Annotated in this window: 23 protein-coding genes and 1 pseudogene; 8 read left to right on the top strand and 16 right to left on the bottom strand. The window is 73.4% G+C overall.

Features of this window, described 5'->3' with window-relative positions; all coding sequences use genetic code 11:
* Window positions 1–144: 144 nt before the first annotated feature.
* Together ACZ7P3_RS04490 and ACZ7P3_RS04485 are read right to left on the bottom strand one after the other, a co-directional pair.
* A complete protein-coding gene (locus tag ACZ7P3_RS04490; protein WP_472078914.1) occupies window positions 145–2,475 on the bottom strand; it encodes an ATP-binding cassette domain-containing protein in 2,331 nt (776 codons plus the stop codon).
* Window positions 2,476–2,543: 68 nt separating this feature from the next.
* Window positions 2,544–2,735, bottom strand: coding sequence for an antitoxin (locus ACZ7P3_RS04485; RefSeq protein WP_472078913.1), 192 nt, complete (start codon window positions 2,733–2,735; stop codon window positions 2,544–2,546).
* 183 nt (window positions 2,736–2,918) lie between these two features.
* Between ACZ7P3_RS04485 and ACZ7P3_RS04480 the strand changes: the two genes are divergently transcribed.
* On the top strand, window positions 2,919–5,393 hold the full coding sequence (locus ACZ7P3_RS04480; RefSeq protein ID WP_472078912.1) for an ATP-dependent Clp protease ATP-binding subunit: 2,475 nt from the start codon (window positions 2,919–2,921) through the stop codon (window positions 5,391–5,393).
* Between the two features lie 5 nt (window positions 5,394–5,398).
* On the opposite strand, the gene ACZ7P3_RS04475 is transcribed toward ACZ7P3_RS04480, so the two are convergent.
* Window positions 5,399–6,403, bottom strand: a complete 1,005-nt coding sequence (locus ACZ7P3_RS04475) for an LLM class flavin-dependent oxidoreductase (RefSeq protein WP_472078911.1) — start codon at window positions 6,401–6,403, stop codon at window positions 5,399–5,401.
* 68 nt (window positions 6,404–6,471) lie between these two features.
* The gene (gene rpmF / locus ACZ7P3_RS04470; protein WP_472078910.1) at window positions 6,472–6,642 is read right to left on the bottom strand and encodes a 50S ribosomal protein L32; all 171 of its coding nucleotides are present in this window, start codon (window positions 6,640–6,642) and stop codon (window positions 6,472–6,474) included.
* A gap of 89 nt (window positions 6,643–6,731) precedes the next feature.
* On the opposite strand from rpmF, the gene ACZ7P3_RS04465 reads away from it, so the two are divergent.
* Entirely contained in the window at window positions 6,732–7,223 is a 492-nt protein-coding gene (locus ACZ7P3_RS04465) for a phosphatase domain-containing protein (protein WP_472078909.1), read from the top strand.
* A 4-nt stretch (window positions 7,224–7,227) separates the two neighbouring features.
* Here ACZ7P3_RS04465 and ACZ7P3_RS04460 read toward each other — a convergent pair whose 3' ends face one another.
* On the bottom strand, window positions 7,228–7,443 hold the full coding sequence (locus ACZ7P3_RS04460; protein WP_472078908.1) for a dodecin: 216 nt from the start codon (window positions 7,441–7,443) through the stop codon (window positions 7,228–7,230).
* A 257-nt stretch (window positions 7,444–7,700) separates the two neighbouring features.
* On the opposite strand from ACZ7P3_RS04460, the gene ACZ7P3_RS04455 reads away from it, so the two are divergent.
* Window positions 7,701–8,957 carry an extracellular solute-binding protein gene (locus tag ACZ7P3_RS04455; RefSeq protein ID WP_472078907.1) on the top strand — a complete coding sequence of 419 codons (1,257 nt, stop codon included), beginning with the start codon at window positions 7,701–7,703 and terminating at the stop codon, window positions 8,955–8,957.
* An 11-nt stretch (window positions 8,958–8,968) separates the two neighbouring features.
* Here the strand turns inward: ACZ7P3_RS04455 and egtD are convergent, their stop codons facing one another.
* Genes egtD through egtA form a run of 4 tightly spaced genes read right to left on the bottom strand, consistent with a single transcriptional unit; the run spans window position 8,969 to window position 13,390 of the window.
* Complete coding sequence (gene egtD, locus ACZ7P3_RS04450; protein ID WP_472078906.1) at window positions 8,969–9,931, bottom strand: L-histidine N(alpha)-methyltransferase; 963 nt, start codon at window positions 9,929–9,931, stop codon at window positions 8,969–8,971.
* Window positions 9,928–10,707 (bottom strand): ergothioneine biosynthesis protein EgtC, encoded by a 780-nt coding sequence (gene egtC / locus ACZ7P3_RS04445; RefSeq protein ID WP_472078905.1) that lies wholly within the window; start codon window positions 10,705–10,707, stop codon window positions 9,928–9,930. The genes egtD and egtC overlap by 4 nt, the downstream gene beginning before the upstream one ends.
* Entirely contained in the window at window positions 10,707–12,044 is a 1,338-nt protein-coding gene (gene egtB, locus ACZ7P3_RS04440; RefSeq protein ID WP_472078904.1) for an ergothioneine biosynthesis protein EgtB, read from the bottom strand. Before egtB ends, egtC begins: the two co-directional genes overlap by 1 nt.
* Window positions 12,041–13,390, bottom strand: a complete 1,350-nt coding sequence (gene egtA / locus ACZ7P3_RS04435; protein ID WP_472078902.1) for an ergothioneine biosynthesis glutamate--cysteine ligase EgtA — start codon at window positions 13,388–13,390, stop codon at window positions 12,041–12,043. The genes egtB and egtA overlap by 4 nt, the downstream gene beginning before the upstream one ends.
* A gap of 278 nt (window positions 13,391–13,668) precedes the next feature.
* Here egtA and ACZ7P3_RS04430 point away from each other — a divergent pair, with 278 nt between their 5' ends.
* A complete protein-coding gene (locus tag ACZ7P3_RS04430) occupies window positions 13,669–14,523 on the top strand; it encodes a TIGR02452 family protein (RefSeq protein ID WP_472078901.1) in 855 nt (284 codons plus the stop codon).
* Window positions 14,524–14,547: 24 nt separating this feature from the next.
* Here ACZ7P3_RS04430 and ACZ7P3_RS04425 read toward each other — a convergent pair whose 3' ends face one another.
* Entirely contained in the window at window positions 14,548–14,994 is a 447-nt protein-coding gene (locus ACZ7P3_RS04425) for a type II toxin-antitoxin system PemK/MazF family toxin (RefSeq protein ID WP_472078900.1), read from the bottom strand.
* An 81-nt stretch (window positions 14,995–15,075) separates the two neighbouring features.
* Between ACZ7P3_RS04425 and ACZ7P3_RS04420 the strand changes: the two genes are divergently transcribed.
* Window positions 15,076–16,674 carry a hypothetical protein gene (locus tag ACZ7P3_RS04420; protein WP_472078899.1) on the top strand — a complete coding sequence of 533 codons (1,599 nt, stop codon included), beginning with the start codon at window positions 15,076–15,078 and terminating at the stop codon, window positions 16,672–16,674.
* A gap of 79 nt (window positions 16,675–16,753) precedes the next feature.
* On the opposite strand, the gene ACZ7P3_RS04415 is transcribed toward ACZ7P3_RS04420, so the two are convergent.
* The 4 genes from ACZ7P3_RS04415 to ACZ7P3_RS04400 form a co-directional block, all read right to left on the bottom strand.
* A complete protein-coding gene (locus tag ACZ7P3_RS04415; RefSeq protein ID WP_472078898.1) occupies window positions 16,754–18,238 on the bottom strand; it encodes an SPFH domain-containing protein in 1,485 nt (494 codons plus the stop codon).
* A 133-nt stretch (window positions 18,239–18,371) separates the two neighbouring features.
* Entirely contained in the window at window positions 18,372–18,590 is a 219-nt protein-coding gene (locus ACZ7P3_RS04410; RefSeq protein WP_472078897.1) for a hypothetical protein, read from the bottom strand.
* A 25-nt stretch (window positions 18,591–18,615) separates the two neighbouring features.
* Window positions 18,616–20,040 carry an amidase gene (locus ACZ7P3_RS04405; protein ID WP_472078896.1) on the bottom strand — a complete coding sequence of 475 codons (1,425 nt, stop codon included), beginning with the start codon at window positions 20,038–20,040 and terminating at the stop codon, window positions 18,616–18,618.
* A gap of 129 nt (window positions 20,041–20,169) precedes the next feature.
* Window positions 20,170–21,417: an MFS transporter gene (locus ACZ7P3_RS04400; RefSeq protein ID WP_472078895.1), complete on the bottom strand. Its 1,248-nt coding sequence runs from the start codon at window positions 21,415–21,417 to the stop codon at window positions 20,170–20,172.
* Between the two features lie 56 nt (window positions 21,418–21,473).
* Here ACZ7P3_RS04400 and ACZ7P3_RS04395 point away from each other — a divergent pair, with 56 nt between their 5' ends.
* Complete coding sequence (locus ACZ7P3_RS04395) at window positions 21,474–22,451, top strand: ArsR/SmtB family transcription factor (protein ID WP_472078894.1); 978 nt, start codon at window positions 21,474–21,476, stop codon at window positions 22,449–22,451.
* Window positions 22,452–22,588: 137 nt separating this feature from the next.
* Complete coding sequence (locus tag ACZ7P3_RS04390) at window positions 22,589–23,470, top strand: LLM class F420-dependent oxidoreductase (protein ID WP_472079423.1); 882 nt, start codon at window positions 22,589–22,591, stop codon at window positions 23,468–23,470.
* Window positions 23,471–23,729: 259 nt separating this feature from the next.
* Here the strand turns inward: ACZ7P3_RS04390 and ACZ7P3_RS04385 are convergent, their stop codons facing one another.
* Window positions 23,730–24,293: an NAD(P)H-dependent oxidoreductase gene (locus ACZ7P3_RS04385; RefSeq protein ID WP_472078893.1), complete on the bottom strand. Its 564-nt coding sequence runs from the start codon at window positions 24,291–24,293 to the stop codon at window positions 23,730–23,732.
* Window positions 24,294–24,394: 101 nt separating this feature from the next.
* Here ACZ7P3_RS04385 and ACZ7P3_RS04380 point away from each other — a divergent pair, with 101 nt between their 5' ends.
* Window positions 24,395–25,075: a TetR/AcrR family transcriptional regulator gene (locus ACZ7P3_RS04380; protein WP_472078892.1), complete on the top strand. Its 681-nt coding sequence runs from the start codon at window positions 24,395–24,397 to the stop codon at window positions 25,073–25,075.
* 7 nt (window positions 25,076–25,082) lie between these two features.
* Here ACZ7P3_RS04380 and ACZ7P3_RS04375 read toward each other — a convergent pair.
* A pseudogene (locus ACZ7P3_RS04375) lies at window positions 25,083–25,652 on the bottom strand (FAD-dependent oxidoreductase); the annotation flags it as partial.
* Window positions 25,653–25,971 lie beyond the last annotated feature (319 nt).

The following is a 25,971-nucleotide window of genomic DNA, read 5'->3' as shown; positions in this document are numbered from 1 at the left end:
ACCCGGGCCGCTCGCCAGGGCATGGCCCGGGCCGCCCTGAGCACGACCGGGCCACTCAGGGCATGGCCCGGGCTGTTCAGGGCACGACCGGGTCGCCCGGGGCTCAGGGCACGACCGGGTCGCCGGGGGCATGACCGGTGCCGCTCACGGCATGACCCGGGCCAGATAGGGCGCCGTGGCGCTGCCGGCCGCCCGCGCCACCCGCTGCGGCGGCCCGGCCGCCACGATGCGTCCGCCCCGGTCGCCCCCGCCCGGCCCCAGGTCGATCACCCAGTCGGCCTCCGCCACCACGGTCATGTCGTGCTCGACCACGACGACCGTGTGCCCGTCGTCGACGAGCGCGTGCAGCCGGTCCATCAGCACCTCGACGTCGGCCGGGTGCAGACCGGTCGTCGGTTCGTCCAGCAGATAGAGGGTGTGGGCGCGGCGGCCGCGCTGCAGCTCGCTCGCCAGCTTGATCCGCTGGGCCTCACCGCCGGACAGCTCGGTGGCGGGCTGGCCCAGGCGCAGATAGCCGAGACCCACGTCGAGGAGCGTGCCCAGGCTGCGGGCGGCGGCCGGGACGTCCGCGAAGAAGCCGGCCGCGGCCTCGACGGTGAGGTCGAGGACCTCCGCGATGGTCCGTCCCCGGTACGCCACCTCGAGCGTCTCGGGGTTGTAGCGGGCGCCGGCGCACTGCGGGCACGGCGCGTATGTGCTCGGCAGGAACAGCAGCTCGACGCTGACGAACCCCTCGCCCTGGCAGGTCTCGCAGCGGCCTCCCGCCACGTTGAAGGAGAACCGCCCGACGCCATAACCGCGTTCGCGGGCCGCGCCGGTGGCGGCGAACACCTTCCGTACGACGTCGAACAGGCCCGTGTAGGTGGCCAGGTTGGAGCGCGGAGTGCGCCCGATCGGCCTCTGGTCCACCCGGACCAGACGTCCGACCCCGTCCAGTTCCTCGGTCAGCTCGCCGATGAGGGTGGACTTCCCGGAGCCGGAGACACCGGTCACGGCGGTGAACGCGCCGAGCGGGAACCCGGCCGTCACCGCGCGCAGGTTGTGCCGGGTCACGGGGCCCACGGTCAGCCAGCCGCGCGGCTCACGGACCTCGCGCGCCGGGCCGGGCGCCTCGTCGAAGAGGTGGCGGGCCGTGGCCGACTCCGCCACCGAGGCCAGTTCGGCCACCGGGCCGCTGTACAGCACCCGCCCGCCGTGCTCGCCCGCGCCGGGACCCACGTCCACCAGCCAGTCGGCGCCGCGCACCACCTCCAGATGGTGCTCCACCACGAACACCGAGTTGCCGGCCGCCTTCAGCCGGTCCAGCACCGTCAGCAGGGCTTCGGTGTCCGCCGGGTGCAGTCCGGCCGACGGCTCGTCCAGCACGTAGACCACACCGAACAGCCCCGAGCGCAACTGAGTGGCCAGCCGCAGCCGTTGCAGCTCGCCCGCCGACAGGGTGGGAGCGGCCCGGTCCAGGCTGAGATAGCCGAGACCCAGCTCCACGACCGGCACGATCCGGGATCTCAGGTCCTCGGTGAGGACACGGGCGGCCTCCGAGCCCCCGTGCAGCACCGATGCCAGGTCGGTCAGCGGCAGTGCGGCCAGTTCGGCGACGGTCCGGCCGCCGAAGGTCACCGCCAGCGCCTCGGGCCGCAGCCTGCTGCCCCCGCACACCGGACAGGGCGCACTGGTCAGAAAGCGCTCCGCCTTCGCCCGCAGCGTCGTGGACTTGGTGTCGGAGAACGTCTTCATCACATACCGGTGCGCGCTCATGTACGTGCCCTGGTAGGGCCGTTGGATCCGGTCGGCGTCCCGGACCGGATGGACGGTGACGACCGGCTGCTCGTCCGTGAACAGGATCCACTCCCGCTGCTCGGCGGGCAGCTCGCCCCAGGGCCGGTCCACGTCGTACCCGAGCACGTCGAGGATGTCGCGCAGGTTCTTGCCCTGCCAGGCGCCCGGCCACGCGGCGATCGCGCCCTCGCGGACGGACAGCGAGGAATCCGGGACCAGCAGCTCCTCGGTGGTGCGGTGCACCTGGCCGAGGCCGTGGCACGTCGGGCAGGCACCTGCCGCCGTATTGGGGGAGAACGCGTCCGAATCGAGCCGCTCGGCCCCGGGCGGGTAGTCACCGGCGCGCGAGAACAGCATGCGCAGGGAGTTGGAGAGGGTGGTGACCGTGCCCACCGAGGAGCGCGCGGTGGGGGACGAGCGGCGCTGCTGCAGCGAGACCGCGGGCGGCAGCCCGGTGATCTCACCGACCTTGGGCGCCCCGACCTGGTGGATCAGCCTGCGCGCGTACGGCGCCACCGACTCGAAGTAGCGCCGCTGCGCCTCGGCGTAGACCGTGCCGAACGCCAGGGACGACTTCCCGGATCCGGACACACCGGTGAACACGGCCAGGACGTCCCGCGGGATGTCCACGTCGACGCCCTTGAGGTTGTGCTCGCGGGCGCCGCGGACGCGGACGTACCGGTCATGGGGGCTGTGCATCGGGGGACACTCCGTACGGGCCTGACGGGGCGGGGACAAACCCCGCGAGTCTAGCCCGCCGGCCCCGGCTACGGATGCGGAGGCGTGTCCCGGTCCTGGCCGCCCAGCTGGTCCTTCATCCGCTGCTGAGCCGTGTCGACCTGAGAGCTGTACTTGCCCTGGGTCTTCTCGTCGACGTAGTCGCCGGCCTGGTCGATGCCCTTGTCGGTCTGGGCCTCGTGCCCCTTGAGCATCTGCTTCAGCTTGTCCATCACGGACATGGCAGCCCTCCTCATCGCTCGAGGCTTGCCCTTTCAGCGTCACCGCTGCGGGCCCGGTTCGCATCTCGGGCACCCCTTCCCCTGCCTCCGCTGCGGGAATGCGCTGTCTGTGCAAGTTTGGGTAACGGCGCACCGGCCCTGCCCGACACGGACGCCTGCCCGCCCTCAGAAAGGCCCGCCTCCATGAGCACTCCAGATTTCGGTTTCGGACGCAGCCCGTTCGAGGAGTTCGACGAGCTGATGTCCCGGTTCTTCGGCGGCGGAGCGGCCGCGTCCGCCCGGCGGCCCCAGCGCGTGGACATCGGCAGCCTGCTCTCCGAGCGGGCCCGGGACCTGGTGGCCGAGGCCCGGGACATCGCCGCGGTCGAGGGCAGCGAGGAACTCGACGCCCGGCACCTGCTGGCCGCCGCCACCCGCCACGACTCCACGCGGCGCATGCTCACCGAGGCCGGCGCCGACCCCGACCGGCTCCGCGAGCAGCTCGGCAACGGTGCGGAGGGCGGTGAGAAGACCGAGCCCAGCACGCTCACCCCGGCCGCCAAGCGCGCCCTGCTCGACGCCTACCGGATCTCCCGCGCCGAGGGCGCCTCCTACATCGGCCCCGGCCACCTGCTGCGCGCACTCGCCGCCAACCCGGAGTCGGCGGCCGGGCAGGCGCTCGGTGAGGGCGGCTGGGAGGCGGCCCGGCTGCCTGCCGAGGGCGCGGGCGAGCGGAAGAAGCCCAGCAGCACGCCGACCGTCGACGAGTACGGCCGCGATCTGACCGAGGACGCCCGGGCCGGCCGCCTGGACCCCGTGATCGGGCGCGAGGAGGAGGTGGAGCAGACCATCGAGGTCCTCTCCCGGCGCAGCAAGAACAACCCCGTCCTGATCGGCGACCCCGGTGTCGGCAAGACGGCCGTGGTCGAGGGCATCGCCCAGCGCATCGTCGCCGGTGACGTGCCCAAGACGCTCGACGGCAAGCGGCTCGTCTCGCTGGACCTGGCCGGCATGGTGGCCGGCACCAAGTACCGGGGCGAGTTCGAGGAGCGGATGAAGAAGCTGCTGGACGAGGTGGGCGAGCACGGGGACGAGCTGATCCTGTTCCTGGACGAGCTGCACACCGTGGTCGGTGCAGGGGGCGGCGGCGAGGGCGCCCTGGACGCGGGCAACATGCTCAAGCCGGCCCTGGCCCGCGGTGAGCTGCATCTGATCGGCGCGACCACGGTGGACGAGTACCGCAGGCACATCGAGAAGGACGCCGCCCTGGAGCGCCGCTTCGCCCCCATCCTGGTCGGCGAGCCCACCGTGGACGACACCATCGAGATCCTGCGCGGCCTGCGCGACCGGTACGAGGCCCACCACCAGGTCCGGATCACCGACGAGGCGGTCGTCGCAGCGGCCGAGCTGTCCGACCGGTACATCACCTCCCGCTTCCTGCCCGACAAGGCGATCGACCTGATGGACCAGGCCGCCGCCCGGGTCCGGCTGCGCGCCAGGACCCCCCCGGCCGACACCCGGGAGATCGAGGACCGCATGGCGGCCATGAACCGGGAGAAGGACCAGGCCGTCGCCGACGAGGAGTACGAGCGCGCCAAGGACCTGCGCGACCGGATCAAGGACGCCGAGGCCGAGCTGGCCGCGGCGGGCAAGGCGGAGGAGCACGCCCCGAAGGTCACCGCCGAGGACATCGCCCAGGTCGTCTCCCGCACCACCGGCATCCCGGTCTCCCAGCTCACCGAGGAGGAGCGGGAGCGGCTGATGAAGCTGGAGGAGCACCTGCACGAGCGGGTCGTCGGCCAGGACGAGGCGATCACCGCCGTCGCCCGCGCGGTACGCCGGGCCCGCGCCGGCATGAGCGATCCCGACCGGCCCATCGGCAGCTTCCTCTTCCTCGGCCCCACCGGCGTCGGCAAGACCGAACTGGCCCGCGCCCTGGCCGCCGCCCTGTTCGGTGACGAGAGCCGCATGATCCGGCTCGACATGAGCGAGTTCCAGGAGCGGCACACCGTCTCCCGCCTGGTCGGGGCCCCGCCCGGGTACGTCGGCCACGAGGAGGCCGGCCAGCTCACCGAGGCCGTGCGCAGGCAGCCGTACACCGTGCTGCTGCTGGACGAGGTGGAGAAGGCGCACCCGGACGTCTTCAACACCCTGCTGCAGCTCCTGGACGACGGCCGGCTCACCGACTCCCAGGGCCGCACCGTCGACTTCAAGAACACCGTCGTCATCATGACGTCGAACATCGGCGCCGACCGCATCCTGGCCGCCGGCACCGAGGACTACGCCAAGGTCCGCGACGCCGTCATGCCCGCCCTCCAGCAGCACTTCCGGCCCGAGTTCCTCAACCGGATCGACGAGATCATCGTCTTCCGCGGCCTGGACCGCACCCAGCTGCGCCAGATCGTCGATCTGCTGCTGGAGCACACCCGGCGCCGGCTGCACGCCCAGGACGTCACGATGGAGGTCACCGACTCGGCCGCCGAACTGCTCTCCAACCTCGGCTACCAGCCCGACTTCGGCGCCCGGCCGCTGCGCCGCACCATCCAGCGTGAGGTGGACGACCGCCTCGCCGACCTGCTGCTGTCCGGGCAACTCGAAGCGGGCGACCGGGCGGTGGTCGACGCGGCGGACGGCTCCGTGGTGATCCGCGCGGACAAGCCGGCCGGTGTGGAGGGCTGAGCCGCTCAGCCCCGGGGCGCGAACAGCGAGGCGAGGCGCCGGTGGGAGTCCAGCAGCGCCGTGCGGTCGTAGGTGCTGGTGGTGACGAGGACTTCGTCGGCGCCGGTCTCCTTCAGGACCGTCTCCAGTCCGTCGGCCACCTGCTCCCCGGTCCCGGCGAGCTGACCGGCGAGACCGGACTCGTACAGGTCCCGCTCCTTGGCGGTCATCGTGCGGGCCAGGATCTCCTCGGCCGGGGACAGCGGCGGGAAGGAGCCGTGCGTCCGTGAGTACGCCATGGCCCAGGCCTCCGGGACGAGCAGCCGCCGCGCGGCTTCCGGGGTCCCGGCGACCGCGATCGTGCCGGAGATCACGACGTACGGCTCGGACGCCCAGGGGGAGGGGCGGAACAGCGAGCGGTACTCGTCGATGCCGCGCAGCATCTTCTCCCGCCCCCGCAAGTCCCCGATGACCATCGGCAGTCCGGCGCGGGCCGCGATCCGCGCGCCCTCGCCCATGGCCAGCACGAACGGCGGCACCCGCAGGCCCTCCGCCGGCCGGGCGTGCACTCCGGTCGGGGAGGTCCCGGCGAACCAGCCGAGCAGTTCGCCGAGCTGCGCCGCGAAGTCCCCGGCGTCGTCCTTGTCCCGGCCGAGGGCCCTGCGCACCCCGTCGGTGAAGCCCACGGAACGGCCGAGCCCCATGTCGATCCGGCCCGGGAAGAGCGACTCGAGCACGCCGAACTGCTCGGCGACGACGAGGGGTTGGTGGTTGGGCAGCATGACGCCACCGGTGCCGACCCGGATCGTGCGGGTCGCGGCGGCCACGGCGGCGGCGAGCACGGCCGGCGCGGACCCGGCGACCCCGGGCACACCGTGGTGCTCGGACACCCAGAAACGGTGGTAGCCGAGCGCCTCCGCCTCCCGCGCCAGCGCGACGGTCTCCCGCAGCGCCTCGGCGGGCGGGCGTCCCGCGCGGGTGCGGGAGCGGTCGAGGACGGAGAACCTGGTCCGGCTGATCACTGCACTCACGCAGGGTTCAACACCGTGGCGGCCCCGGCATTCCCGCCGTCGCGCGCCGTCGGGGCGTCATCGCCGGTTCAGTCCCCGGGGCGCAGCAGACCGCGCTCGTACGCCTTGGCCAGCCGCTGCGGTACGAGGTGCCGGACGCCGTCGACCGTGACGGGGACCAGCGCCGGGGTGGCCGCCTTCCATCGGGCGCGGCGGTGGCGGGTGTTGCTGCGGGACATCTTCCGCTTGGGAACGGCCATGGGACTTCTCCTCGGTGCTGCGGACGGGCACCGAGGACGCTATATGAAAATGGATCCCATGTGCAATTAGGTCGGGCTAGGGTGGCCCCGTGACAGACAGCAGCGGGCGTCCGGTTGCCGTGTTCGACATCGACAACACCCTTGCCGACACCGCCCACCGGCAGCACTTCCTGGAGGGCCGGCCGCGCGACTGGGCCGGCTTCTTCGCGGCGGCGCCCGAGGACCCGCCGCTTGCCGAAGGTGTGGCGCTGGTGCTGGGGCAGGCCCGGGAGTGCGACATCGTGTACCTCACCGGGCGGCCCGAGCGGTGCCGGCGCGACACGCTCGCCTGGCTCGCCGCCCATGGGCTGCCCGAGGGGCGCGTCCGCATGCGGGGCAACGCCGACCGCAGGCCCGCCCGGTTCACCAAGCTGGAGGTGCTGCGCCGGCTCGCCCGTCAGCGTGAGGTCCGGTTCCTCGTCGACGACGACGAGCTGGTGTGCGACGACGCCGAGCGGGCCGGATTCGCCGTCGTGCGGGCCCGCTGGGCCGCGAAGTCCGCCGCGCTGGAGGACGCCCAGGAGCGGGAGGGCCGGACCTGAGGTCCTACTCGCCGTCCTCGATGCGGAAGCCCACCTTCAGGCCGACCTGGTAGTGCTCGATCCGCCCGTTCTCGATCTGGCCGCGGACCTGGGTCACCTCGAACCAGTCCAGGTTGCGCAGGGTCTGGTCGGCGCGTGCGACGCCGTTGCGGATGGCCTGGTCCATGCCCTCGTGCGAGGTGCCGACGATCTCGGTGACCCGATAGGTGTGGTTCGACATGCAGGTGCTCCTTTTCGCCGTGAGGCCGCAGCGGTGACCCTCACGTCCGTCGTGACCGGTGTGTCACGCCGTACTCCACCGTGCCGTATCCGCGCCCGGCGCGCGAGGCGTCGCCCCCGTACCCCGGGGTAGCGCTTGACCTATGCATTGGTCCATACCAAAATCCCGTACACCCGTACGGGCCTCTGTGCTCGTCCCCCCACGTCGGGCCCCTTTCCCTGTCCGCACCGCCCAGGCACGACAGAACAGGACCCCTCGTGAGACGTCGTCTGCTCGCCCTTCTCTGCGTCACCGGCTCGCTCGTCAGCGCCTGCGGGGTGCTCCCCGGCGGGCACCAGCGGCACACCGTCACCGTGTGGCTGATGAAGGACAGCGCCTCGAAGGACTTCCTGCGGCGCTTCACCGAGGACTTCGAGCGCACCCACCAGGACCAGCGCCTCGACATCCGCATCCAGGACTGGACCGGCATCGTGGCGAAGGTCCAGAAGGCGATCAGGGGCGACGCCAAGGACGCCCCCGACGTCATCGAGGTGGGCAACACCCAGGTCCCGCAGTACGTCGACGACGGCCGCCTCGCCGATCTGACCCTGGAGTCGATGCGCGACTGGGGCAAGGACGACTGGCTGCCCGGCCTCGCCGAACCCGGCAAGGACGGCAACAAGCAGTACGGCGTGCCCTGGTACGCGGCCAACCGGGTCGTCATCTACCGCAAGGACCTCTTCGCGCAGGCCGGCATCACCGCCCCGCCCAAGACCCGCGACCAGTGGCTCACGGACACCCGGAAACTCGACTCCGGCGGCAACCAGGGGATCTACCTCGCCGGCCAGGACTGGTACACCCTCTCCGGCTTCATCTGGGACGAGGGCGGCGAACTGGCCGAGGAGAAGGACTACGCGTGGCAGGGCACCCTGGACACACCGGCCGCGCTGCGCGGCATGGACTTCTACCGGCAGCTCCAGGCGCTCGGCGCGGGGCCCGTGGACGCCGACGAGGAACACCCGCCCCAGGCGGGGGTGTTCGCCGGCGGCAGGGTGGCACAGATCATCGCCGTACCCGGGCTCGCCCAGTCGATCGTTCAGCAGGACCCCGGCCTCAAGGACAAGCTCGGCTTCTTCCCGGTGCCGGGCAGGACCGCCGCCCGGCCCGGCACGGTCTTCACCGGCGGCTCCGACCTCGTCGTCCCGCAGAACACCGACGACCAGTTCGCCGCGACCGCCGTCGTCGGGGCGCTCACCGGCGCCAAATGGGACACCGAACTCGCCCGCAGCATGAACTACGTGCCCAACAAGACCACCCTCGCGAGCGCGGTCGCGGGCGAGGAGGGGGTCGCCGCGATGGCGGCGGGCGCCGCGCACGGCCGGGCGACCCCCCACACCCCTCAGTGGGCCGCGGTCGAGGCCGACAACCCGATCAAGGGGTACATGACCAAGGTGCTCGGCGGGGCGGACCCGGCGACCGAGGCACGCCGGGCCTCCCGCAGGATCACCGAGGCCCTCGCCACCGACCTCGGCTGACTCACCTCACCTCACTTCGCCTCGCTGAGGGACAGCGCGAAGCGGCCCTCGGCATCCGTCCACCAGTGGGTCAGCTCCAGCCCGACGGCGGCGAGTTCGGCGCTCACGCCCTCCTTGCGGAACTTCGCCGACACCTCGGTGCGCAGTTCCTCGCCCGCCGCGAAGTCCACGGCGAGGTCCAGGGCGGGCACCTTGACCGTCTGCGCGGTGCGGGAGCGCAGCCGCATCTCGATCCACTCCTGCTCCGCGTCCCACAGCGCCACATGGTCGAAGGTGTCGGGGTCGAAGTCGGCGCCCAGCTCCCGGTCGACGACGGCCAGGACGTTCTTGTTGAACGCGGCCGTCACGCCGGCCGCGTCGTCGTACGCCCGGACCAGCACCCGCTCGTCCTTGACCAGGTCCGTGCCGAGCAACAGGGCGTCGCCCGGCACGAGCAGGCCGCTCACCGCAGCCAGGAACTTCGCCCGTTCGGCGGGCAGCAGGTTGCCGATCGTGCCGCCGAGGAACGCCAGCAGCCGGGGGCCGGGCGTCTCCGGCAGGGTCAGCGGCGCGGTGAAGTCGGCGATCAGCGCGTGCACGTCCAGTCCGGGCCGCTCCTCGATGAGCGTCTGCCCGGCCTGGGTGAGGGCGCTCTCGCTGACGTCGACCGGGACGTACGCCTCCAGGGAGGTGAGCGCGTCGATCAGGTAGCGGGTCTTCTCCGAGGAGCCGGAGCCCAGTTCGATCAGGGTGCGGGCGCGGCTCGCGGCGGCGATCTCGCCGGAGCGGGTCGCGAGGATCTCGCGCTCGGCCCGTGTGGGGTAGTACTCGGGCAGCTCCGTGATCTGCTCGAACAGCTCGCTGCCCCGGGCGTCGTAGAACCACTTGGGCGGCAGCGACTTGGGGTCGACGGTGAGGCCGTGCCGGACGTCCGCGCGCAGCGCGGCGTCCGTGGCGTCCTCGGGGAGGGTGCGGGTGACACGCAGGGGACTCACGTACAGGGCTCCTTCGGGGGTACGGACGCCGGGTCCTCGAGCGGGGCGAGCAGCACGCCGGCGCGGCTCGCCGTGAGCACGGTGCGGTCGGGGACCTCCTGCCAGAGCGGGTCGTCGTCGTACGGCTCGGAGGCGACGACCGTGCCCGATCCGGGCTCCGTGCGGTACCAGAGGCTGTCGCCCCAGGCGGTGGCGGCGATGGTGTCGCCGTCGGTGAGCAGCAGATTCAGCCGGGAGGCCGGGGCCGCCCCGGCCAGCCGGCCGACCGCCTCGCCCAAGGCACGGGCGGGTTCGTCGCCGCGGCGCAGCCGGTGCAGGACCAGGGCCCACACGAACGCCGAGTCGGTGCGCGACTGCAGTGAGAGCAGGTCGACCGGGGGCAGCGAGGACACCAGGGACGCCGCCGAGTCCGGCCAGCCCGCGACCGCGCCGTTGTGGCTGAACAGCCACCGCCCGGCGGCGAAGGGCGCCGCCGCGGCCTCGGCGTCCGCGCCCGCGAGGGTCGCGTCGCGCACGGCGGCCAGCACCGCACCGCTGCGCACGACCCGGGCCAGATCGGCGAAGGACAGATCCGCCCAGATCGGCCCGGCCCGCCGGTAGCGGGCCGGGACCGGATCGTCCGGGGCGTACCAGCCCACGCCGAACCCGTCGGCGTTGACCGTTCCGTAGCGCTGCCGCCGCGGTGCCCACGACTGCCGGTACAGACTGTGCGGAGGTTCCACGAGCAGCCGTCCGAGGGGCTCCTCGGGCCCCAGGTAGGCCAGATGACGGCACATCAGACGGCCTCCGAGCGGGCGGTGCGGAACCCGGAGAAGATCTGCCGCCGGATCGGGTAGTCCCAGTTGCGGAACGTGCCCCGGCAGGCCACCGGGTCCACGGCGAACGAACCGCCGCGCAGCACCTTGTGCTCGGAGCCGAAGAACACCTCCGAGTACTCCTTGTACGGGAAGGCCCTGAATCCCGGGTACGGCAGGAAGTCGCTCGCCGTCCACTCCCACACGTCACCGATCAACTGCCGTACACCCAGCGGCGATTCACCCTTCGGATAGCTGCCGGCGGGGGCGGGCCTGAGGTGTCGCTGGCCCAGGTTGGCGTGTTCGGGCGCCGGGTCGGCGTCGCCCCACGGGTAGCGGTTCGAGCGGCCGGTGGCCGGGTCGTGGCGGGCGGCCTTCTCCCACTCCGCCTCGGTGGGCAGCCGGCGCCCGGCCCAGCGGGCGTAGGCGTCCGCCTCGTACCAGCACACGTGCAGCACCGGTTCGTCGGGTGGGACGGCCTCCACGGTCCCGAAGTGGCGCCTGAGCCACTGGGTGCCGTCCCGGCGCCAGTGGAGCGGTGCGGTCAGGGAGTGCCGGCGGACGTGCGCCCAGCCGGCGGGCGTCCACCAGCGTTCGGTGTCGTAGCCGCCGTCCTCGATGAACGCCGTGTACGCCGCGTTGGTCACCGGTGTCGTGTCGATCCAGAACGGTGCCACATCCACGGGGTGTGCCGGCCGCTCGTTGTCCAGCGCCCACGGCTCGGTCGAGGTGCCCATCGTGAACGGCCCGCCGGGCACGAGGACTTCGGCCGGACCCGGGAACAGCTCGGCCGGTTCCGGGTCGGGTGCCGTCAGGGCCCGCGGGCCCTTGCGGAGCTGATGGGTGATCAGCATCGTCTCGTCGTGCTGCTGTTCGTGCTGCGCGATCATCCCGAAGGCGAAGCCGGCCTCGGTCAGCCGGGTGCCCCGGAAGTCCGCGCCCGCCAGCAGGTCCAGGGCCCGGCCGCGCACCTCGGCCGCGTAGTGCCGGGCCTCGGCCGGCGGCAGCAGCGGCAGCGAGGGGCGCTCGGCGCGCGGGTGCTCGAAGGCGTCGTACAGGCCGTCGATCTCGGGCCGCATGGCGTCCCGGCCGCCGACCGCCCGCAGCAGCCACAGCTCTTCCTGGTTGCCGATGTGCGCGAGGTCCCAGACCAGCGGGGACATCAGCGGGGAGTGCTGGGCGGTGAGGTCGGGGTCCTCGACACAGCTGGTCAGCAGCGTGGTGCGGGCGCGGGCCGTGGTGAGCGAGGCGAGCGCGCGCTCGCGCAGCGCCTCGATGTCCGCCTCTGGGGTCGTGGCCTCGGTCTCGGGGGCGGTCATGTGCGGATGTCCTTCCTCCCGTGGAGGGTGGGAGTTGCCCCGGCCGGGCGCGGCCGGGACCGGGGGCGGCCGGTGCCGTGCACCTGGTCCAGCAGATCGTCGGCCGGGCAGCGGCCCCGGGCGACGTAGCGGTTCAGGTACGCCGCCACGGCGTCGACGATCCCGGGTGCGGCGCCGAGCCGGGGCAGGGCCTGGAGCGCCGCCGCGAAACAGGCGACGGCGGCCTCCCGCAGTTCGGGGTCGGTCAGTCCCTGCCGGGCCGCGTCGATCCACAGCGGATTGTGCGGGGCGGGCAGGTTCAGGGTCCGCTCCGCCAGGGGTTTCACCGCACGGTGCGCGGCCTCGGCGGCCTCCGGGTCGTCGAACAGCGCCGCGGTCACCGCGAGCGGCACGATCCAGCCGTCGTCGCCGGGCTGCGCGTCGATCATCCGCAGCTCCAGGTGGCCGCGCGGCCGCACCGGCGGGAACAGGGTGGTCAGGTGGTAGTCGAGATCCGCCCGGGTGGGCGGCCGGGGCGAGCGCGAGCGGGTCCACGCGCGGAAGGTCAGGCCCTCGGGCACGTCCCAGGGGCTGCCGTCCCTGCGCACGCACATCACCGGGGCGTCCAGCACGTGCCGCGCCCAGGCGGCCCGCGGCGGACCGTCCGGCGGGGGAGCGCCCGCGCGGCCGGGGCCGATCTCCGTCCACAGCAGCTGCCGGGTGGAGCGCCAGCCCGTGGGCTGCCGGCCGACCAGCGGGGAGTTCGCGAAGGCCGCCACCAGTACCGGGCCCAGATGGTGCGCCAGCCACCAGCGCTGTTCGTGCCCCAGCGGGCCGGGCTCCTCGTGTCCCGCGTCCACGCACACCTGGACGGAGGCCGAGGTGCACATCATGTGCCGGCCGGCCGAGCCGGTGCGGTCGAGGCAGGCCTCCATGGCGTCGTAGCGCGGTTCGTGCAGGAACCGGCGGGGTGTGTGCCAGGGGTCGTGGCCGAAACCGACCAGTCCCAGGCCGTCCTTCGCAAGGACGGCGCGGACGGTGTCCAGGTCGGCGGAGACGGTCGCTATGCACTCCATCAGGGAGGCGGCGGGCGGCGAGCTGAGCTCCAGCTGGCCGCCGGGTTCGACCGTGAGGGGAGATCTCAGCGGCACGGACCGCAGAGCGGTGTAGGCCGCTTCGAGTCGTTCGGGTGTCACCGGGAGCTGCGGCTGCCGCAGCTCGTGGACGAGCCATTCCACTTCGACCCCGAGCGTGCGGGGCGGGCCGGTCTTGAAGCATATGCCCTGGACCAGGGCGTCCACCTCGGCTTCGGTGACGGCGGTGCGGTGTTCCGTACAGTCACCACACTCGCCTATGGAGTCGGACATGTCGGGATCCTCCTGAGATTCCACCATGCCACCGACGCGGGCTCCAGGTGAGTCCCGCGCAGGCGCTCGTCCCACCCAAGACCCTCGAACCGATTCGCACAAGGGTGCCCATCGGGACGTTCCGGATCGGTAATCTCCGTTTTCTTGCGCGTTTCCGGGCCGTTCCGGGACCCCGAAACTCCGTTGCACGGCATCACCAGCATCACCCAGGATCGGTGCATGAGCACGACGAGGACGGCCGCGCGGGCCGTGGTCACGGAGTCCACGGGGGTGGCGCCGTGAGCGCGCGCCTGCGCGGTATCGCCGGGGAGAACGAGCGGATCGTGGCGGCCGGCGGGTACCGGGCGCCGGACGGCCGTGAGGTGTCCGTGGCGGCGGCGGTCGAGGCCGCCCGGGCGGGCACACGGATGTACGGTCCCGCACCGGTGCCGGTACCCGGTACCGCGGACGAGGAGACTTTCTTCGAGGTCACGGGCGAGAGCAGCCTGGAGGCCGCCCGCCGGCTGGCGGACGCCCCGGTCGCCGTCCTGAACTTCGCCTCGGCCCGCAATCCGGGCGGCGGCTATCTGAACGGCGCCCAGGCCCAGGAAGAGGCCCTGTGCCGTGCCTCCGCGCTGTACACCTGCCTGCTCGAAGCCCGTGCCTTCTACGACCACCACCGGGCCCACCGCGACCCGTTCTACACCGACCGGGTGATCCACACCCCTGCCGTGCCCGTCTTCCGCGACGACCGGGGCCGACTGCTGCCGGAGCCGTACCACGCGGGGTTCCTGACGGCGGCGGCACCCAATGCCGGCGTCGTACGGCGTACGGCGCCCGAGCGCGCCGGTGACCTGCCGGCCGCCCTGGCCGTGCGGGCCGAGCGGGTCCTGGAGACCGCCGCCGCCCACGGCTACCGGCGGCTGGTGCTCGGCGCCTGGGGCTGCGGCGTCTTCCAGAACGACCCGGCGCAGGTCGCGGGCGCCTTCCGGGCGCTCCTCGGGCCGGGCGGGCGCTTCGCGCGGACGTTCACGCACGTGGCGTTCGGCATCCTGGACCGTACGCCGGCAGCGACGGTCCGGGAGGCCTTCGTACGAGCCTTTACGGAGGGCATCCCGGAGGGCGTCTCGGAGGGCGCTCCGGCGGGCGCGTGATCTCCGGCCGCGCCGTGGTGCCCGTCAGGTCCAGCCGTAGCGCTCGTGGAGCCGCTGCCTGACCAGATTGAACCGCATCCGGTCGAGCGCGCACGCCTCCCGGCGCATGCCCTGCTCGTGCAGGCGCAGCACCCGGTCCACGTCCACCCAAGAGTCGCGGCCCGACCGGTCCCAGGGCCCGCTGCCGATCGCGACCCACTCCCGGTCGCCGTCGTGCCGCTTGCTGGACAACTGGACGGCGAGGAAGGTGCCCGCCGCCTCCCGGGCGACGACCAGCACCGGGCGGTCCTTGCCCCGGCCGTCGTTCTCCTCGAACGGCACCCAGGTCCACACGATCTCGCCCGGGTCGGGGTCGCCGTCGTGGGCGGGGGAGTACTCGGTGCGCACCCGGCCGACCTTGCGCGGGTCGGCCTCGGTGGTGGCGTGGGGGCCGTGGCGGCCGGGGACGTTCTCATCGACTGTCGTGCTCACGCGGGCACCCTAGTGGTTCTGTAGGGTCGCGGATCAAGGGGTCTCGGGGCGGCCAGGCGACATTCGGGGGGTAATCGGGACATGCTCACGCCTGAACAGATCTGGCAGGGTGCCGACTTGCCCACGCGCCGGCTCGCCGGGCTGGCGCTCAACCCGTCCGCCTCCGACGGCGTGCTGCTGCGGCTGCTCGCCGAAGCTCCCCCTGCCGTACGGATGGTGCTGTGCCGGGACCGGGATCTGCCCGACGCCGTCGTGGACGCCGTGATCACACATCCCGACCGGCGTACGCGCAGTTTCTTCGCGGTCAATCCCCATGTCGATCCCGCCCGGCGGGCACGGCTGGTGGATGATCCGGAGTGGTTCGTCCGGGCCCATCTCGCCGGCGGGCCCCGCACCGGGTTCCCGCACCGGCCCAGGCCGCTGCCCGATGACGTCGTCGTCCGCATGATCTGTACGTACGAGGCCGAACTCCTGGACGCGCTCCACCTGCAGACGTCCGCCGAGCTGATCCGGTCCCTGCCCACGCATCCGGTCGCGAAGGTGCGCCGCTGGGGCGTCACCTGGTGGTCGCTGCTGCCCGCGGGCACCAGGGCCGCTCTGCTGGCGGACCCCGACGACAGCGTCCGGGAGCGGGCGCACGACCATGCGCGGTACGAGGACCCGGTCTGGGTGGAAAGCGTGCTGCCCGACCGTCCGTGCCACAGCCGCACCGACATCCTGTTGCACCGCGCCCTCAGCAGAGCCGTCGTGGACGCCGTCCTCGACGCCCCGGCGGGCAGGGACGACAAGTCGATGATCGCCTGCAACCCCACACTCCCGCCGGACGCGGTCGTCGTCCTGGCCGCCGATCCCGACCCCGACGTACGGGAGGAGATCGCGCGCCGAGCCGACCTCGGCCCCGCGGAACGCCGTGCCCTCGTGGGCGATCCGCACCCGGACGTGCGCAGGGCCCTCGCCCACCGTGCCGATCTCGGCCCCGCCGAGCGCGACGTGCTCGCGGCGGACCCCGACCCGAAGGTCCGGCTGGCCTTGTCCCTCCATCCCGCGCTGACCGAGGAGGAGCGGGCGCGGATCGACTACGAGGTGCCCATGGACTGCCTCTTCGGGTTCCGTCCCGTGCCCGTGCTGCCCCGGCCCGGCAGCCCCGAGGCCGTCCGCCGCAAGGCACTCTCCGGCCACCCGATGCTGCGCAGGGAGGCCGCCGAGGACCACGAACTGCCCGCGGACCTCGTGGCCCGCCTGGCCGAGGACGCCGATCTCGGCGTGCGGGTGCTGCTGGCCCAGAACCACCCGGACGCCCCGCCGGCACTCCTGCTGCGCAGCTTCCTGGAGTACACCGGACCCGAACGCGAGCACCTGCTCACCCGGCCGAACTTCCCGAGCGCCGGGCTGGCTTCCCTGGCCGGCCACGAGGACCCGCGGGTCCGCGCCCTGGCCGCCCGTGACCCGGACACCGCGCGGGCCGTCGTGGAGCGGCTCACCCGGGATCCGGATCCGGACGTCCGGGCCGCGTCGGCACGTCATCCGAACCTTCCGCGGCCCCGGCTCGCCGAACTGCTCGCCGACGAGGAACTGGCCCATGCCGTCGCCGCGAATCCGGCGCTCGCCCCGGCCACGGCCGACCGGCTGCTGGCGACGCAGGGCCGGAACCCCGGCGAGGGCCCCGGCCCGGCAGCCTGATATCTCTTCCGGACCGTGCCGGGGTCGCCCGGACCGCCGGGCGACGCCACTTGGAGCCTGCCTGATCCGCGAGGAGGGCCTAACTCTCCTCCACCGGCACCTTCTGCGACGCCGGCGGCACGGCCCCGTTCAGCGACGGGGAAGTGCCGCTGCCCGCCTGCCCGTTCTGGTTCATGGACGCGAGCAGCTGGCGGGCGAGGCCCAGGCCCGTGCCGCCCATGGTGAGCGCCTTGGCGAACAACTCGGCCATGCCGTCGGCGCCATTGAGCAGCACCATGTTGTCGACATTGCCGAAGGCGGACGCGCCGGCCCGGACGATCTCCGGCCAGTTCTCGGCCAGTTGCTGGGCGACGACCGCCTCCTGGTTCTCGGCGAGGGCGGCGGCGCGGGCCTTGATGGCCTCCGCCTCCGCGAGACCCTTGGCCTTGGTCGCCTCCGCCTGCGCCAGACCCTTGGCCTGCGCGGCGGCGGCCTCGGCCTCACCGGTGGCCCGGGTCGCCGCGGCCGTGGCCGTACCCCGGGTCTTGGTGGCCTCCGCCTCGGCGCCCGCTGCCGTCTTGACCCGGGTCGCCTCGGCCGCGGCCGCGAGTTCCGTCTCCTTGGCCTTGGCCTCGGCCGCCGAGATCCGTGCGTCGCGCTCGGCCTCGGCCAGCGTCCGCTTCTCGTAGGCCCTGGCGTCGGCCGGCTTGCGGACGTCCGCCTGGAGCTGCTGTTCCCTTCGGTGCGCCTCCAGTTCCGCGACCCGCGTCTCCTGGACCACGACCTCCTGCCGGGCGCCCGCGTCGGCGAGCGGACCGGCCTGCCGGGACTTCGCCGCCGCCTTGTCCCGCTCGGCCTGGTAGCCGGCCTGCAGGATCTCGCTGTCCCGGGTGGCCTCCGCCATCCGTGCGTACGACTGCTGCTCGGCCTCGGTGGCGAGACGATTCGCCTCCGCCTGTGCGATGCGCGCGTCCCGCTGCACGGCAGCGGCGTGCGGCATGGCCAGGTTCTGGATGTACCCGGTCGGGTCCTCGATCTCGTGGATCTGCAGCGAGTCGACGATCAGGCCGAGCTTCTCCATCTCCGCACCGCAGGCCGCCCGGGTCTGCCCGGTCAGCTTCTCCCGGTCGCGGATCATGTCCTCGACCGTCAACCCGCCCACGATGGACCGGAGATGACCGGCGAAGACGATGTGCACCCGCTCCGACATCAGCTTCTGCTGGTCCAGGAAGCGGCGGGCCGCGTTGGCGATCGACACGAAGTCGTCGCCCACCTTGAAGATGACCACGCCGCGGACCTTCAGCGGAATGCCCTGGTGGGTCACGCAGTCCACGTGCAGCTCGGTCTCGTTCAGGTCCAGGGAGAGCTTGCGCACCGCCTGCACGCCCGGCAGCACGAGCGTGCCGCGCCCGGTGACGATGCGGAACCCCATGCCTTCCTCAAGGCCTTCGGTACGGTGGTTGGACCCGGAGATGACGAGCGCCTCGTTCGGCTCGGCTACCCGCCACATCAACTTGAACAGACCGATCAGAACAAGGGCGGCAACGACGGCCACCCCCGCAACGACGCCGATGACCATCGGCATTCGCCCCCTTTGCATGGTGCCCGTTCGGCACCGAACGAAGGGAGTGTGCGCCCTGCGCGACGCCGCGAGAAGACGCTGACGAATCCTTGTTGCAATCCTGACGCATACCCCCCTCAGCTGGGGCGGAGCATGCTCAACTGTCGTAGGCGGCAGTGACGTAGACGGTCCTCGGGGCCAGATACTCCACCACCATCACGACCGTGCCGCGCTCGATGCGGCCCGTGCCGTCGGCGGCGTAGGCGAGGAAGTGCTCCGCACCGCCGCGCACCCGGACGATCACCTCGCCGACCAGGCCCGGCCCGATCGTCCCCGTCACCCGCCCCATGAGTCCGACCATCGACGCATCGCCCATGGTCACAGGGTACGGCGGAACCCGCTCACGCCGCCCTGGAATCCGCGTCCGGCTCCTGGGGCGGCCACAGTTCGTGCCAGCGCAGCTCCGCCTCCAACTGGGCGGCGAGGGAGACCAGCAGGGGTTCGCTGTTCGCCGGGCCCAGCAGCTGAGCGCCCACCGGGAGGCCTTCGCCGACGAAGCCGGCCGGCACGTTCACCCCCGGCCAGCCGAGCACGTTCCACGGCCAGGCGTACGGGCAGGCGGCGATCATGGCACGGTCGGTGGCGATCCCGCCGAGCCGGTGCAGGGCGCCGATCGCCAGCGGGGGAGCGGCCGTTGTGGGGGCGAGGATCACGTCGTACGACTCGAAGAACGCGCCGATCCGCCGGTGCAGGACCGCCTCGGCCCGCCGGGCCGCCCGCAGCGGGGCCCCGCCGAGCAGCCGCCCGAGCCGGGCCGCCTCCCGGGTGCGCGGGTCGAGCAGCGCGGGGTCGGGGGCCTCGCGGACCCGGTCGGCGATGCCGGCGGTGGCGCGCGGCACGAAGGTCAGCCCGATCTGGCCGTAGGGCGGGTCGGCCTCCTCGACCAGGTGACCCGACGCCGCGAGTTTTTCGGCGAGTTCGAGAATCCTGGCCCGGATCTCCGGGCGCAGGCGCGCGGTCACGGCGGTGAACGGCGGCTTCAGCGACAGCGCGATGCGCAGCCGGCCGGGATCGCGGCCGACCGCGTCCGCCACCGTGAGCGCCGGTGGCCGGTGCGGGTCCCGGTCGTGATTGCCGCTCGCCGCGTCCAGCAGCAGGGCCGCGTCGGCGACCGTACGGGCCAGCGTGCCGTTGACCGTGATGCCGTGGAAGGACTCGCCGCGCGGCCAGGTCGAGATGCGCCCGCGCTGCGGCTTGATGCCGATCAGGTGGGTCCAGGAGGCCGGGATCCGCACCGAGCCGGCGCCGTCCGAGCCGAGCGCGGCCGGGACCAGACCGGCGGCCACCGCCGCTGCCGAGCCCCCGGAGGAGCCGCCGGGCGTGTGACCGGTGTGCCACGGATTGCGGGTCTCCCCGAACGCCGGGCCCTCCGTGAACGGCCACTGCCCCAGCTCGCAGGTGTTCGTCTTGCCGACGATCACGGCCCCGGCCGCGCGCAGCCGCCGTACCGCCTCCCCGTCCGCCGCGACCGGCGGGAACTCGCCGGGGCAGCCGAACGCGGTCGGCTCGCCCGCCACGTCCATGTCGTCCTTCACCGCGACCGGCACCCCGAGCAGCGGGCGGCGCGCTCCGGCGGCCAACTCCCGGTCGGCGGCGTCCGCTTCGGCGAGCGCGGCCTCGGCGCGCAGCAGCCGGAAGGCGTTCAGGGTCGGCTGGGTGGCCTCGATGCGGGCCAGGGCCTGTTCGACGAGCGCGCGCGAGGTCACCTCCCCGTCGGCGAGGGCGCGGACGGACTCCGCGAGGCCTGGGGCACGGTCGGGCGTCATGGCGGGGGGACCTCCGGAGGCTCCGGGCACGATGTCTACTGAACGGTAACGTCACATGGCGTGCCGGTGTACCGCTTTCGCACCGGCGGGTCGGGCCGACCGGAGGCACGCCGGTGGTGAACCCGCGGGTCACCGCGGACGCCGGTGTCCGGATACCGACGCGCCGTCAGAAGGTGCCGCGGGCCCGACGTTCGGGTGCCGTAGCAGGCCAGGCGCGGTGAGCAGGGCGACCAGGGCGCACACCCCGGCCCAGCCGAAGCGTCCGTAGGCGCCGGTTCCCAGCCAGGACCCCAGACTGCCGCCCAGGTAGGCGCACGTCATGTAGGCGGTGTTGAGGCGGCTGCGGAAGCCCGAGCCGAGGGCGTAGATCCGGACCTGGTTGGCCACCATGCCGCACTGCATGCCCACGTCCAGCAGAAGCGTGCCGGTCACGAGCGCGACCAGGCCGGACGTGCCGCCGAGCGAGCCCAGCACCAGTACCCCCGCCGACACGGCGACCAGCAGGAAGCAGACCAGGTTCACCACGTCCGGGCCGCGCCGGTCCACCTGGCGTCCCGCATACCGCGTCACGAGCATGGTCGCCGCGTTGACCAGCGCCAGCAGCCCGACCGCGTCCGCGCCCAGGCCGTACACCGGGCCCGTGAGCAGCAGCGCGACCCCGGTCCACGCGGCGGAGAAGCCGGCGAAGACCGTCGCCTGGTAGAGACAGGAGCGGCGCAGGGCCGGTTCCGTGCGCAGCAGGCGCAGGGACTCGGCCGGTGAGGGGAGGCGGCCCTGCCGCGCGGGAGAGGCCACTCGGGGGAGCGTGCGGGCCAGGAGCAGCGCGAGGGCGAGGGTGAGCAGGGCCGCCACGACGTACGGCGCCCGCCAGCCCAGCCGGTCGCCCAGGGCGCCGCCTGCGGTGCGGGAGAGCAGCATGCCCGCGATGGCCCCGCTCAGCAGCGTGCCGCCGACCACGCCCCGCCGCTCCTCGGCGACCAGACCGGCCGCGAGGGGCCCCGCGAGCGGGGCGATCACCGTCGTCGCTCCGACGAGGACGCTCGCCAGGAGCAGCGCCGGCAGCGTGGGCGCCGCGGCCGCGCCGCACAGGCCGAGGCCGGCCAGGGTGAGCAGGGCGACCAGCAGGGGGCGGGGCGGGAGCCGGTCGCCGAGCGGGACGAGCAGGAAGATGCCCGCCGCGTAGCCGAACTGGGTCGCGGTGACCGCGCCGGCCGCGGCGCGGGGGGAGACCCCGAGACCCGCCGCCGCGAGCGGGGCGACCGCCTGCGGGAAGTAGACATTGCCGACCGCCACGCCGCAGGCCAGGGCGAGCAGCGGGATCAGCCGGGCGGGCGCGGGTGCGGGCGCGGTACGCTGCCCGGCATCAGGATGGGACATGTGCCGAAGTCCACGGCACGCACAGGCGGTTGCCAAAGGATGTAGGCGGGGGCTACATGATCAGCTTCCGGCTCGGTGTCGACGACCTCGCCGACACCCGGTTCGCGATCTCCCCGCTGAGCCAGCTCATGGAGAGCCTCCGGGTGCTGCGTGCCCCCGGCCTGTTCCCGCTGCACCGCGCGTGGCGCGCCACCGTGCTCGGCACCCTGGCCCCCGCCGACCTGCGCCTGCTGTCGGCCCTGGTCGGCGCCACCCTGGCCCTGCCGGACTTCCTCACCCCCCGGCCCGGCGTCTACGCCCCCGCCTTCGACGACGAGCTGGCCGCCGTACGTGCCACGCCGGCGGACGTCGTACGACGTGACCTGCGCGCCGTGCACGCGCCCCGCCCTCTCCCGGTCCCCCTCCGGCAGGCCGTGGCCCCCGGTGAGGATCCGGTCCTCGAACTCCTCGACCGGCTCTGCTCGTTGCTGCGCCGCTACTGGCGGTCGGCCCTGCTGCCGTACTGGCCGCGGATACGGCTCGTGCTGGAGGCCGACATCACGCACCGGGCGGCCCGGCTGGCCGGCGGCGGCGCGCGGTCGCTCTTCTCCGGCCTCCATCCGAACCTCGGCTGGCACGAGGGCGTGCTCAGCATCGACAGGATGATCGGCCGGCACGAGGTGGAGGGCGCCGGGCGGGGACTGCGGCTGGTGCCCTCCGTGTTCGCGCACAAACCGGCGCCCCCGATCAGCGCCGAGGAGCCGCCGATGCTCGTCTATCCGGGCCGCGGCACGGCGACCCTGTGGGAACCGGAACCCGCCCCTGACGCCTCCGCGCTCACCGCCCTCCTCGGTGCGCCCAGGACCACCCTGCTGCGCCTGCTCGCCGACCCCCTGCCCACCGTCGAACTCGCCCGCCGTCTCGGTGTGACCCCGAGCGCCGTCTCCCAGCACCTGCGGGTGCTGCACGCCACCGGGTTGGTGACCCGGGTCCGGGACGGACGGCACGTGCTCTACCGGCGCAGCCCGCTGGGCGAGCAACTCGGGTCCGTCTGACGTCGAGTCGCCTTCGGGTTGACGTCGGGTCGCCTCCGGGCCGCCTTCGGGTTGACTTCGAGCGCGCTCCAGGACCTAGCGTCGTTCGTGAGGTGAGCGACGGTGACGGTGACCGTCCGGACGGAACGGAGACGGACATGCGCGTGGGCGTGCACATCAACCGGTTCGGGGAGTCCGCGGGCGGTCCCGCGCTCGGCGCCGAACTCGCCGCGACGGGTGCCGCGGCCGAGGCCGCCGGGGTCGGCTGGCTGTCGGTGATGGACCACTACTTCCAGATGGAGTTCAACGGCGGCGCCGAGGAACCCATGCTGGAGGCCTACACGACCCTCGGCTATCTCGCCGGCCACACCTCCACCGTACGGCTCGGCGCCCTGGTGACCGGGGTGACGTACCGCCGCCCGGGACTGCTCGCCAAGATCGCCACGACGCTCGACGTGCTGTCCGGCGGCCGGGCCACGCTCGGCATCGGGGCCGCCTGGTACGAACGCGAGCACCACGGGCTCGGCGTGCCCTACCCGCCGGTCGCGGAGCGCTTCGAGCGTCTGGAGGAGACGCTGCGGATCTGCCTGCAGATGTGGGACCCGGAGCACAACGGCCCCTTCGAGGGGCGGCACTACCGGCTCGCCGAGACGCTGTGCGTGCCGGCGCCGGTGAGCCGTCCGCATCCGGAGATCATGATCGGTGGCGGCGGAGAGAAGAAGACGCTGCGCCTGGTGGCCCAGTACGCCGACGCCTGCAACCTCATCCCCGCCTCGCCCGAAGAGCTGCGGCACAAGCTCGACGTGCTGCGCGGCCACTGCGAGGCGCTGGGGCGCGACTACGACGCGATCCGCAAGACCTTCGTATACACCGGGGAGCACGCCACCGCGGGCGACCTCGACGCGTTCCTGCGGGACATGGAGGGCTACACCGAGTTCGGCATCGACACGGTCGTCCTCGCCCCGCGGCTCGGCGCGGCCTCCGGGTGGATCGAGCGGTTCGCGGCCCCGGCGGTGGAGCGGCTGGCCGGGCTCGCCTGACCCGGACTCGACCGAGCAGGGCTCGACGGATCCGGGCTGGACGGATCCGGGCTCGACCGACCCAGGCTGGACGGATCCGGGCTCGACGGATTCGGGCTCGCCTGACCCGGCTGGACGGATCCGGGCTCGACCGGCCCCTTTCGCGCCGACGCGGCCCGGGTCCGCGGCAGCGCGAAAGGGGCCGGAGCGGACTCCGGCCCCTTCCTGGTGCGTACGGCTCAGGCGGCCGCGGTCACGCCCACGGTCCGGTGCCTGCGGCTCAGGCGGCCGCGGTCACGCCCACGTTGCCGTGCAGACGGGCGACGACCTCGGTCAGCTGCGCGGCGACCTCGGCGTCGTCGACCGGGTGGGTCTCGGCGAAGCGGGTCACGGAGCCGGGGATGGAGAGCTTGATGTCCTCGATCACCTTGCCGCCGGCGATGCCCACGGCCTTGCGGGTGTCGTCCTGCGCCCACACGCCGCCGTACTGGCCGAAGGCGGTGCCGATGACGGCGACGGGCTTGCCGCCGAAGGCGCCGGCGCCGTACGGGCGGGACAGCCAGTCGATGGCGTTCTTCAGGACGGCCGGGATGGTGCCGTTGTACTCGGGGGAGAAGAACAGGAAGGCGTCGGCGCCCTGGGCGGCCTCGCGCAGCTTGGCGGCCGCGGCCGGGACGCTGCCCTCGACGTCGATGTCCTCGTTGTAGAACGGGACCTCCGCCAGGCCCTCGAAGAGCACGACCTCGGCGCCCTCGGGCGCGAGCTTCACGGCCGCCTCGGCGAGCTGGCGGTTGTGCGAACCGGCGCGAAGGCTGCCGACGAGCGCGAGGATACGAACAGACATGGCGTACTCCAAGAGGGCTGAAACATCGCTGGCACGATCCGGACCAAGGTCCGTTTAACTTTGTATCAGGGTAAGCGGACCGCGGTCCAGTTTTCTTCCCGGTGCTTTACGCTGTCTTCATGTCCAGCGCGCTGCCGCCCTTCCCGAAGCCCGAGGACCCTCTCGACGCGCCTCAGATGCTGGAGGTCGCTCCGGCCCCCGACGATCCGTGCCTGCGGGCCGACGCGGCCCGCAACCGGGCCCGGCTGCTGGAGGCCGCCGCCCGGCTGATCGCCGAGCACGGAGTGGCAGCCGTCACCATGGAGGCCGTGGCCGCGGCGGCCCAGGTGGGCAAGGGGACGGTGTTCCGCCGCTTCGGCGACCGCACCGGGCTGCTGGCGGCGCTGCTCGACCACTCGGACCGGCAGCTGCAGGCCGACTTCCTCGGCGGGCCCCCGCCGCTGGGGCCCGGGGCGCCGCCCGTGGAGCGGCTGCGGGCGTTCGGCGTGGCCGTGCTGTACCGCTCGGCCGAGCGGCTGGACCTGCTGATGGCCGCCCAGCCCGAGCCGGGCCGCCGGTTCTCCCATCCGGCGGTCCTCGCGCTGCGCACGCACGTCACGATGCTGCTGCGGCAGATCCTGCCGGACGCGGACTGCGACCTCCTGTCGCGGACGCTGATGTCGTCTCTCGACCCCGCGCTGATCCATCATCTGACCCGGCAGTGCGGGATGCCCATGGAGCGGCTGGAGGCCGGCTGGATCGATCTGGTCGCCCGCGTGACGTGCACGGAGCGGCCCGGCTGAGCCCGCTTCAGCCCTGCCCGGCGGTGAACATCTCGACCAGTCCCTGCGGCGCGTCGGCGCGGAACAGCAGCGCGGCGTTGTGCACGGTCCCCGCCGCCGACGCCGCGCTGCGCGGGAACAGCTTCTCCTCGTGGGCGGCCAGTGCGCCCTCGGTGTCCCCGGGGTGCGCGGCGAGCGCGAGGCCCAGTTCGGCTCCGTCGAGCAGGGCGAGGTTGGCGCCCTCGCCCGCGAACGGCGACATCAGATGCGCGGCGTCGCCGAGCAGGGTGACCCCGGGGACCCGGTCCCAGCGGTGCCCGACCGGCAGGGCATGGATCCGCCGTGGCACCAGAGCGCCGTCCGCGTCCCTGACCAGCGCCCTCAGGCTCTCGTCCCAGTCGTCGAACTCCTTCAGCACGGCCGCCTTGGCCGCCTCGGTGTCGGCGAAGTCGATGCCGTCCAGCCAGTCCTCCGGCGCCTCGACGGCGGCGTAGACGTGCAGGCTGCCGTCGCTCTCGCGGTGCCCGAGGAGGCCCCGGCCCGCACCCAGCGCGAACAGCATCCCGCCCCCGACCACCTGGGCGCTCGCCGGGTGGCGCCGCTGTCTGTCGGTGTCTGTCGGTGTCTGTCGGTGTCTGTCGATGTCGGACGGTCAGATGTGCGCGGTGTTCGCTCGCGCACGCGTCCCGGGCGTGCGCGTCGGTCCTCGCGCTGGTCGCGGCCCGGGACGCACCGGGGTCGCGCCCGGGCCGTGACCGCCCGTGGCCACGCTCTCCGCGTTGCTCGTGCCCAGGGCCGTTGCCCGTCCGTCGTCGCGCCCGGCCCGCGCCCAGCCCGGCCCGTGCCCCGCCCGTCCGCGCGCGCCCCCGTATCCGTGCGCACCCCTGTGTCCGTTGTGTCCGTGCGCACCCCCGTGT

This window comes from Streptomyces sp. NPDC107581, from assembly GCF_055657175.1.
Note: the sequence above shows the minus strand (reverse complement) of the source record. Positions and strands in the feature narration are given on the sequence as shown.

Coding starts and splice junctions, on each gene's coding strand:
- rpmF (WP_472078910.1), bottom strand. CDS start 6,642: ATGGCCGTTCCCAAGCGGAAGATGTCCCGCAGCAACACCCGCCACCGC.
- ACZ7P3_RS04485 (WP_472078913.1), bottom strand. CDS start 2,735: ATGTCCGTGATGGACAAGCTGAAGCAGATGCTCAAGGGGCACGAGGCC.
- ACZ7P3_RS04385 (WP_472078893.1), bottom strand. CDS start 24,293: ATGTCTGTTCGTATCCTCGCGCTCGTCGGCAGCCTTCGCGCCGGTTCG.
- egtB (WP_472078904.1), bottom strand. CDS start 12,044: ATGACCGCCCCCGAGACCGAGGCCACGACCCCAGAGGCGGACATCGAG.
- ACZ7P3_RS04420 (WP_472078899.1), top strand. CDS start 15,076: ATGCTCACGCCTGAACAGATCTGGCAGGGTGCCGACTTGCCCACGCGC.
- ACZ7P3_RS04400 (WP_472078895.1), bottom strand. CDS start 21,417: ATGTCCCATCCTGATGCCGGGCAGCGTACCGCGCCCGCACCCGCGCCC.
- ACZ7P3_RS04410 (WP_472078897.1), bottom strand. CDS start 18,590: ATGGGCGATGCGTCGATGGTCGGACTCATGGGGCGGGTGACGGGGACG.
- egtC (WP_472078905.1), bottom strand. CDS start 10,707: ATGTGCCGTCATCTGGCCTACCTGGGGCCCGAGGAGCCCCTCGGACGG.
- ACZ7P3_RS04405 (WP_472078896.1), bottom strand. CDS start 20,040: ATGACGCCCGACCGTGCCCCAGGCCTCGCGGAGTCCGTCCGCGCCCTC.
- ACZ7P3_RS04415 (WP_472078898.1), bottom strand. CDS start 18,238: ATGCCGATGGTCATCGGCGTCGTTGCGGGGGTGGCCGTCGTTGCCGCC.
- ACZ7P3_RS04460 (WP_472078908.1), bottom strand. CDS start 7,443: ATGTCGAACCACACCTATCGGGTCACCGAGATCGTCGGCACCTCGCAC.
- egtA (WP_472078902.1), bottom strand. CDS start 13,390: ATGTCCGACTCCATAGGCGAGTGTGGTGACTGTACGGAACACCGCACC.
- ACZ7P3_RS04395 (WP_472078894.1), top strand. CDS start 21,474: ATGATCAGCTTCCGGCTCGGTGTCGACGACCTCGCCGACACCCGGTTC.
- ACZ7P3_RS04390 (WP_472079423.1), top strand. CDS start 22,589: ATGCGCGTGGGCGTGCACATCAACCGGTTCGGGGAGTCCGCGGGCGGT.
- ACZ7P3_RS04490 (WP_472078914.1), bottom strand. CDS start 2,475: ATGCACAGCCCCCATGACCGGTACGTCCGCGTCCGCGGCGCCCGCGAG.
- ACZ7P3_RS04480 (WP_472078912.1), top strand. CDS start 2,919: ATGAGCACTCCAGATTTCGGTTTCGGACGCAGCCCGTTCGAGGAGTTC.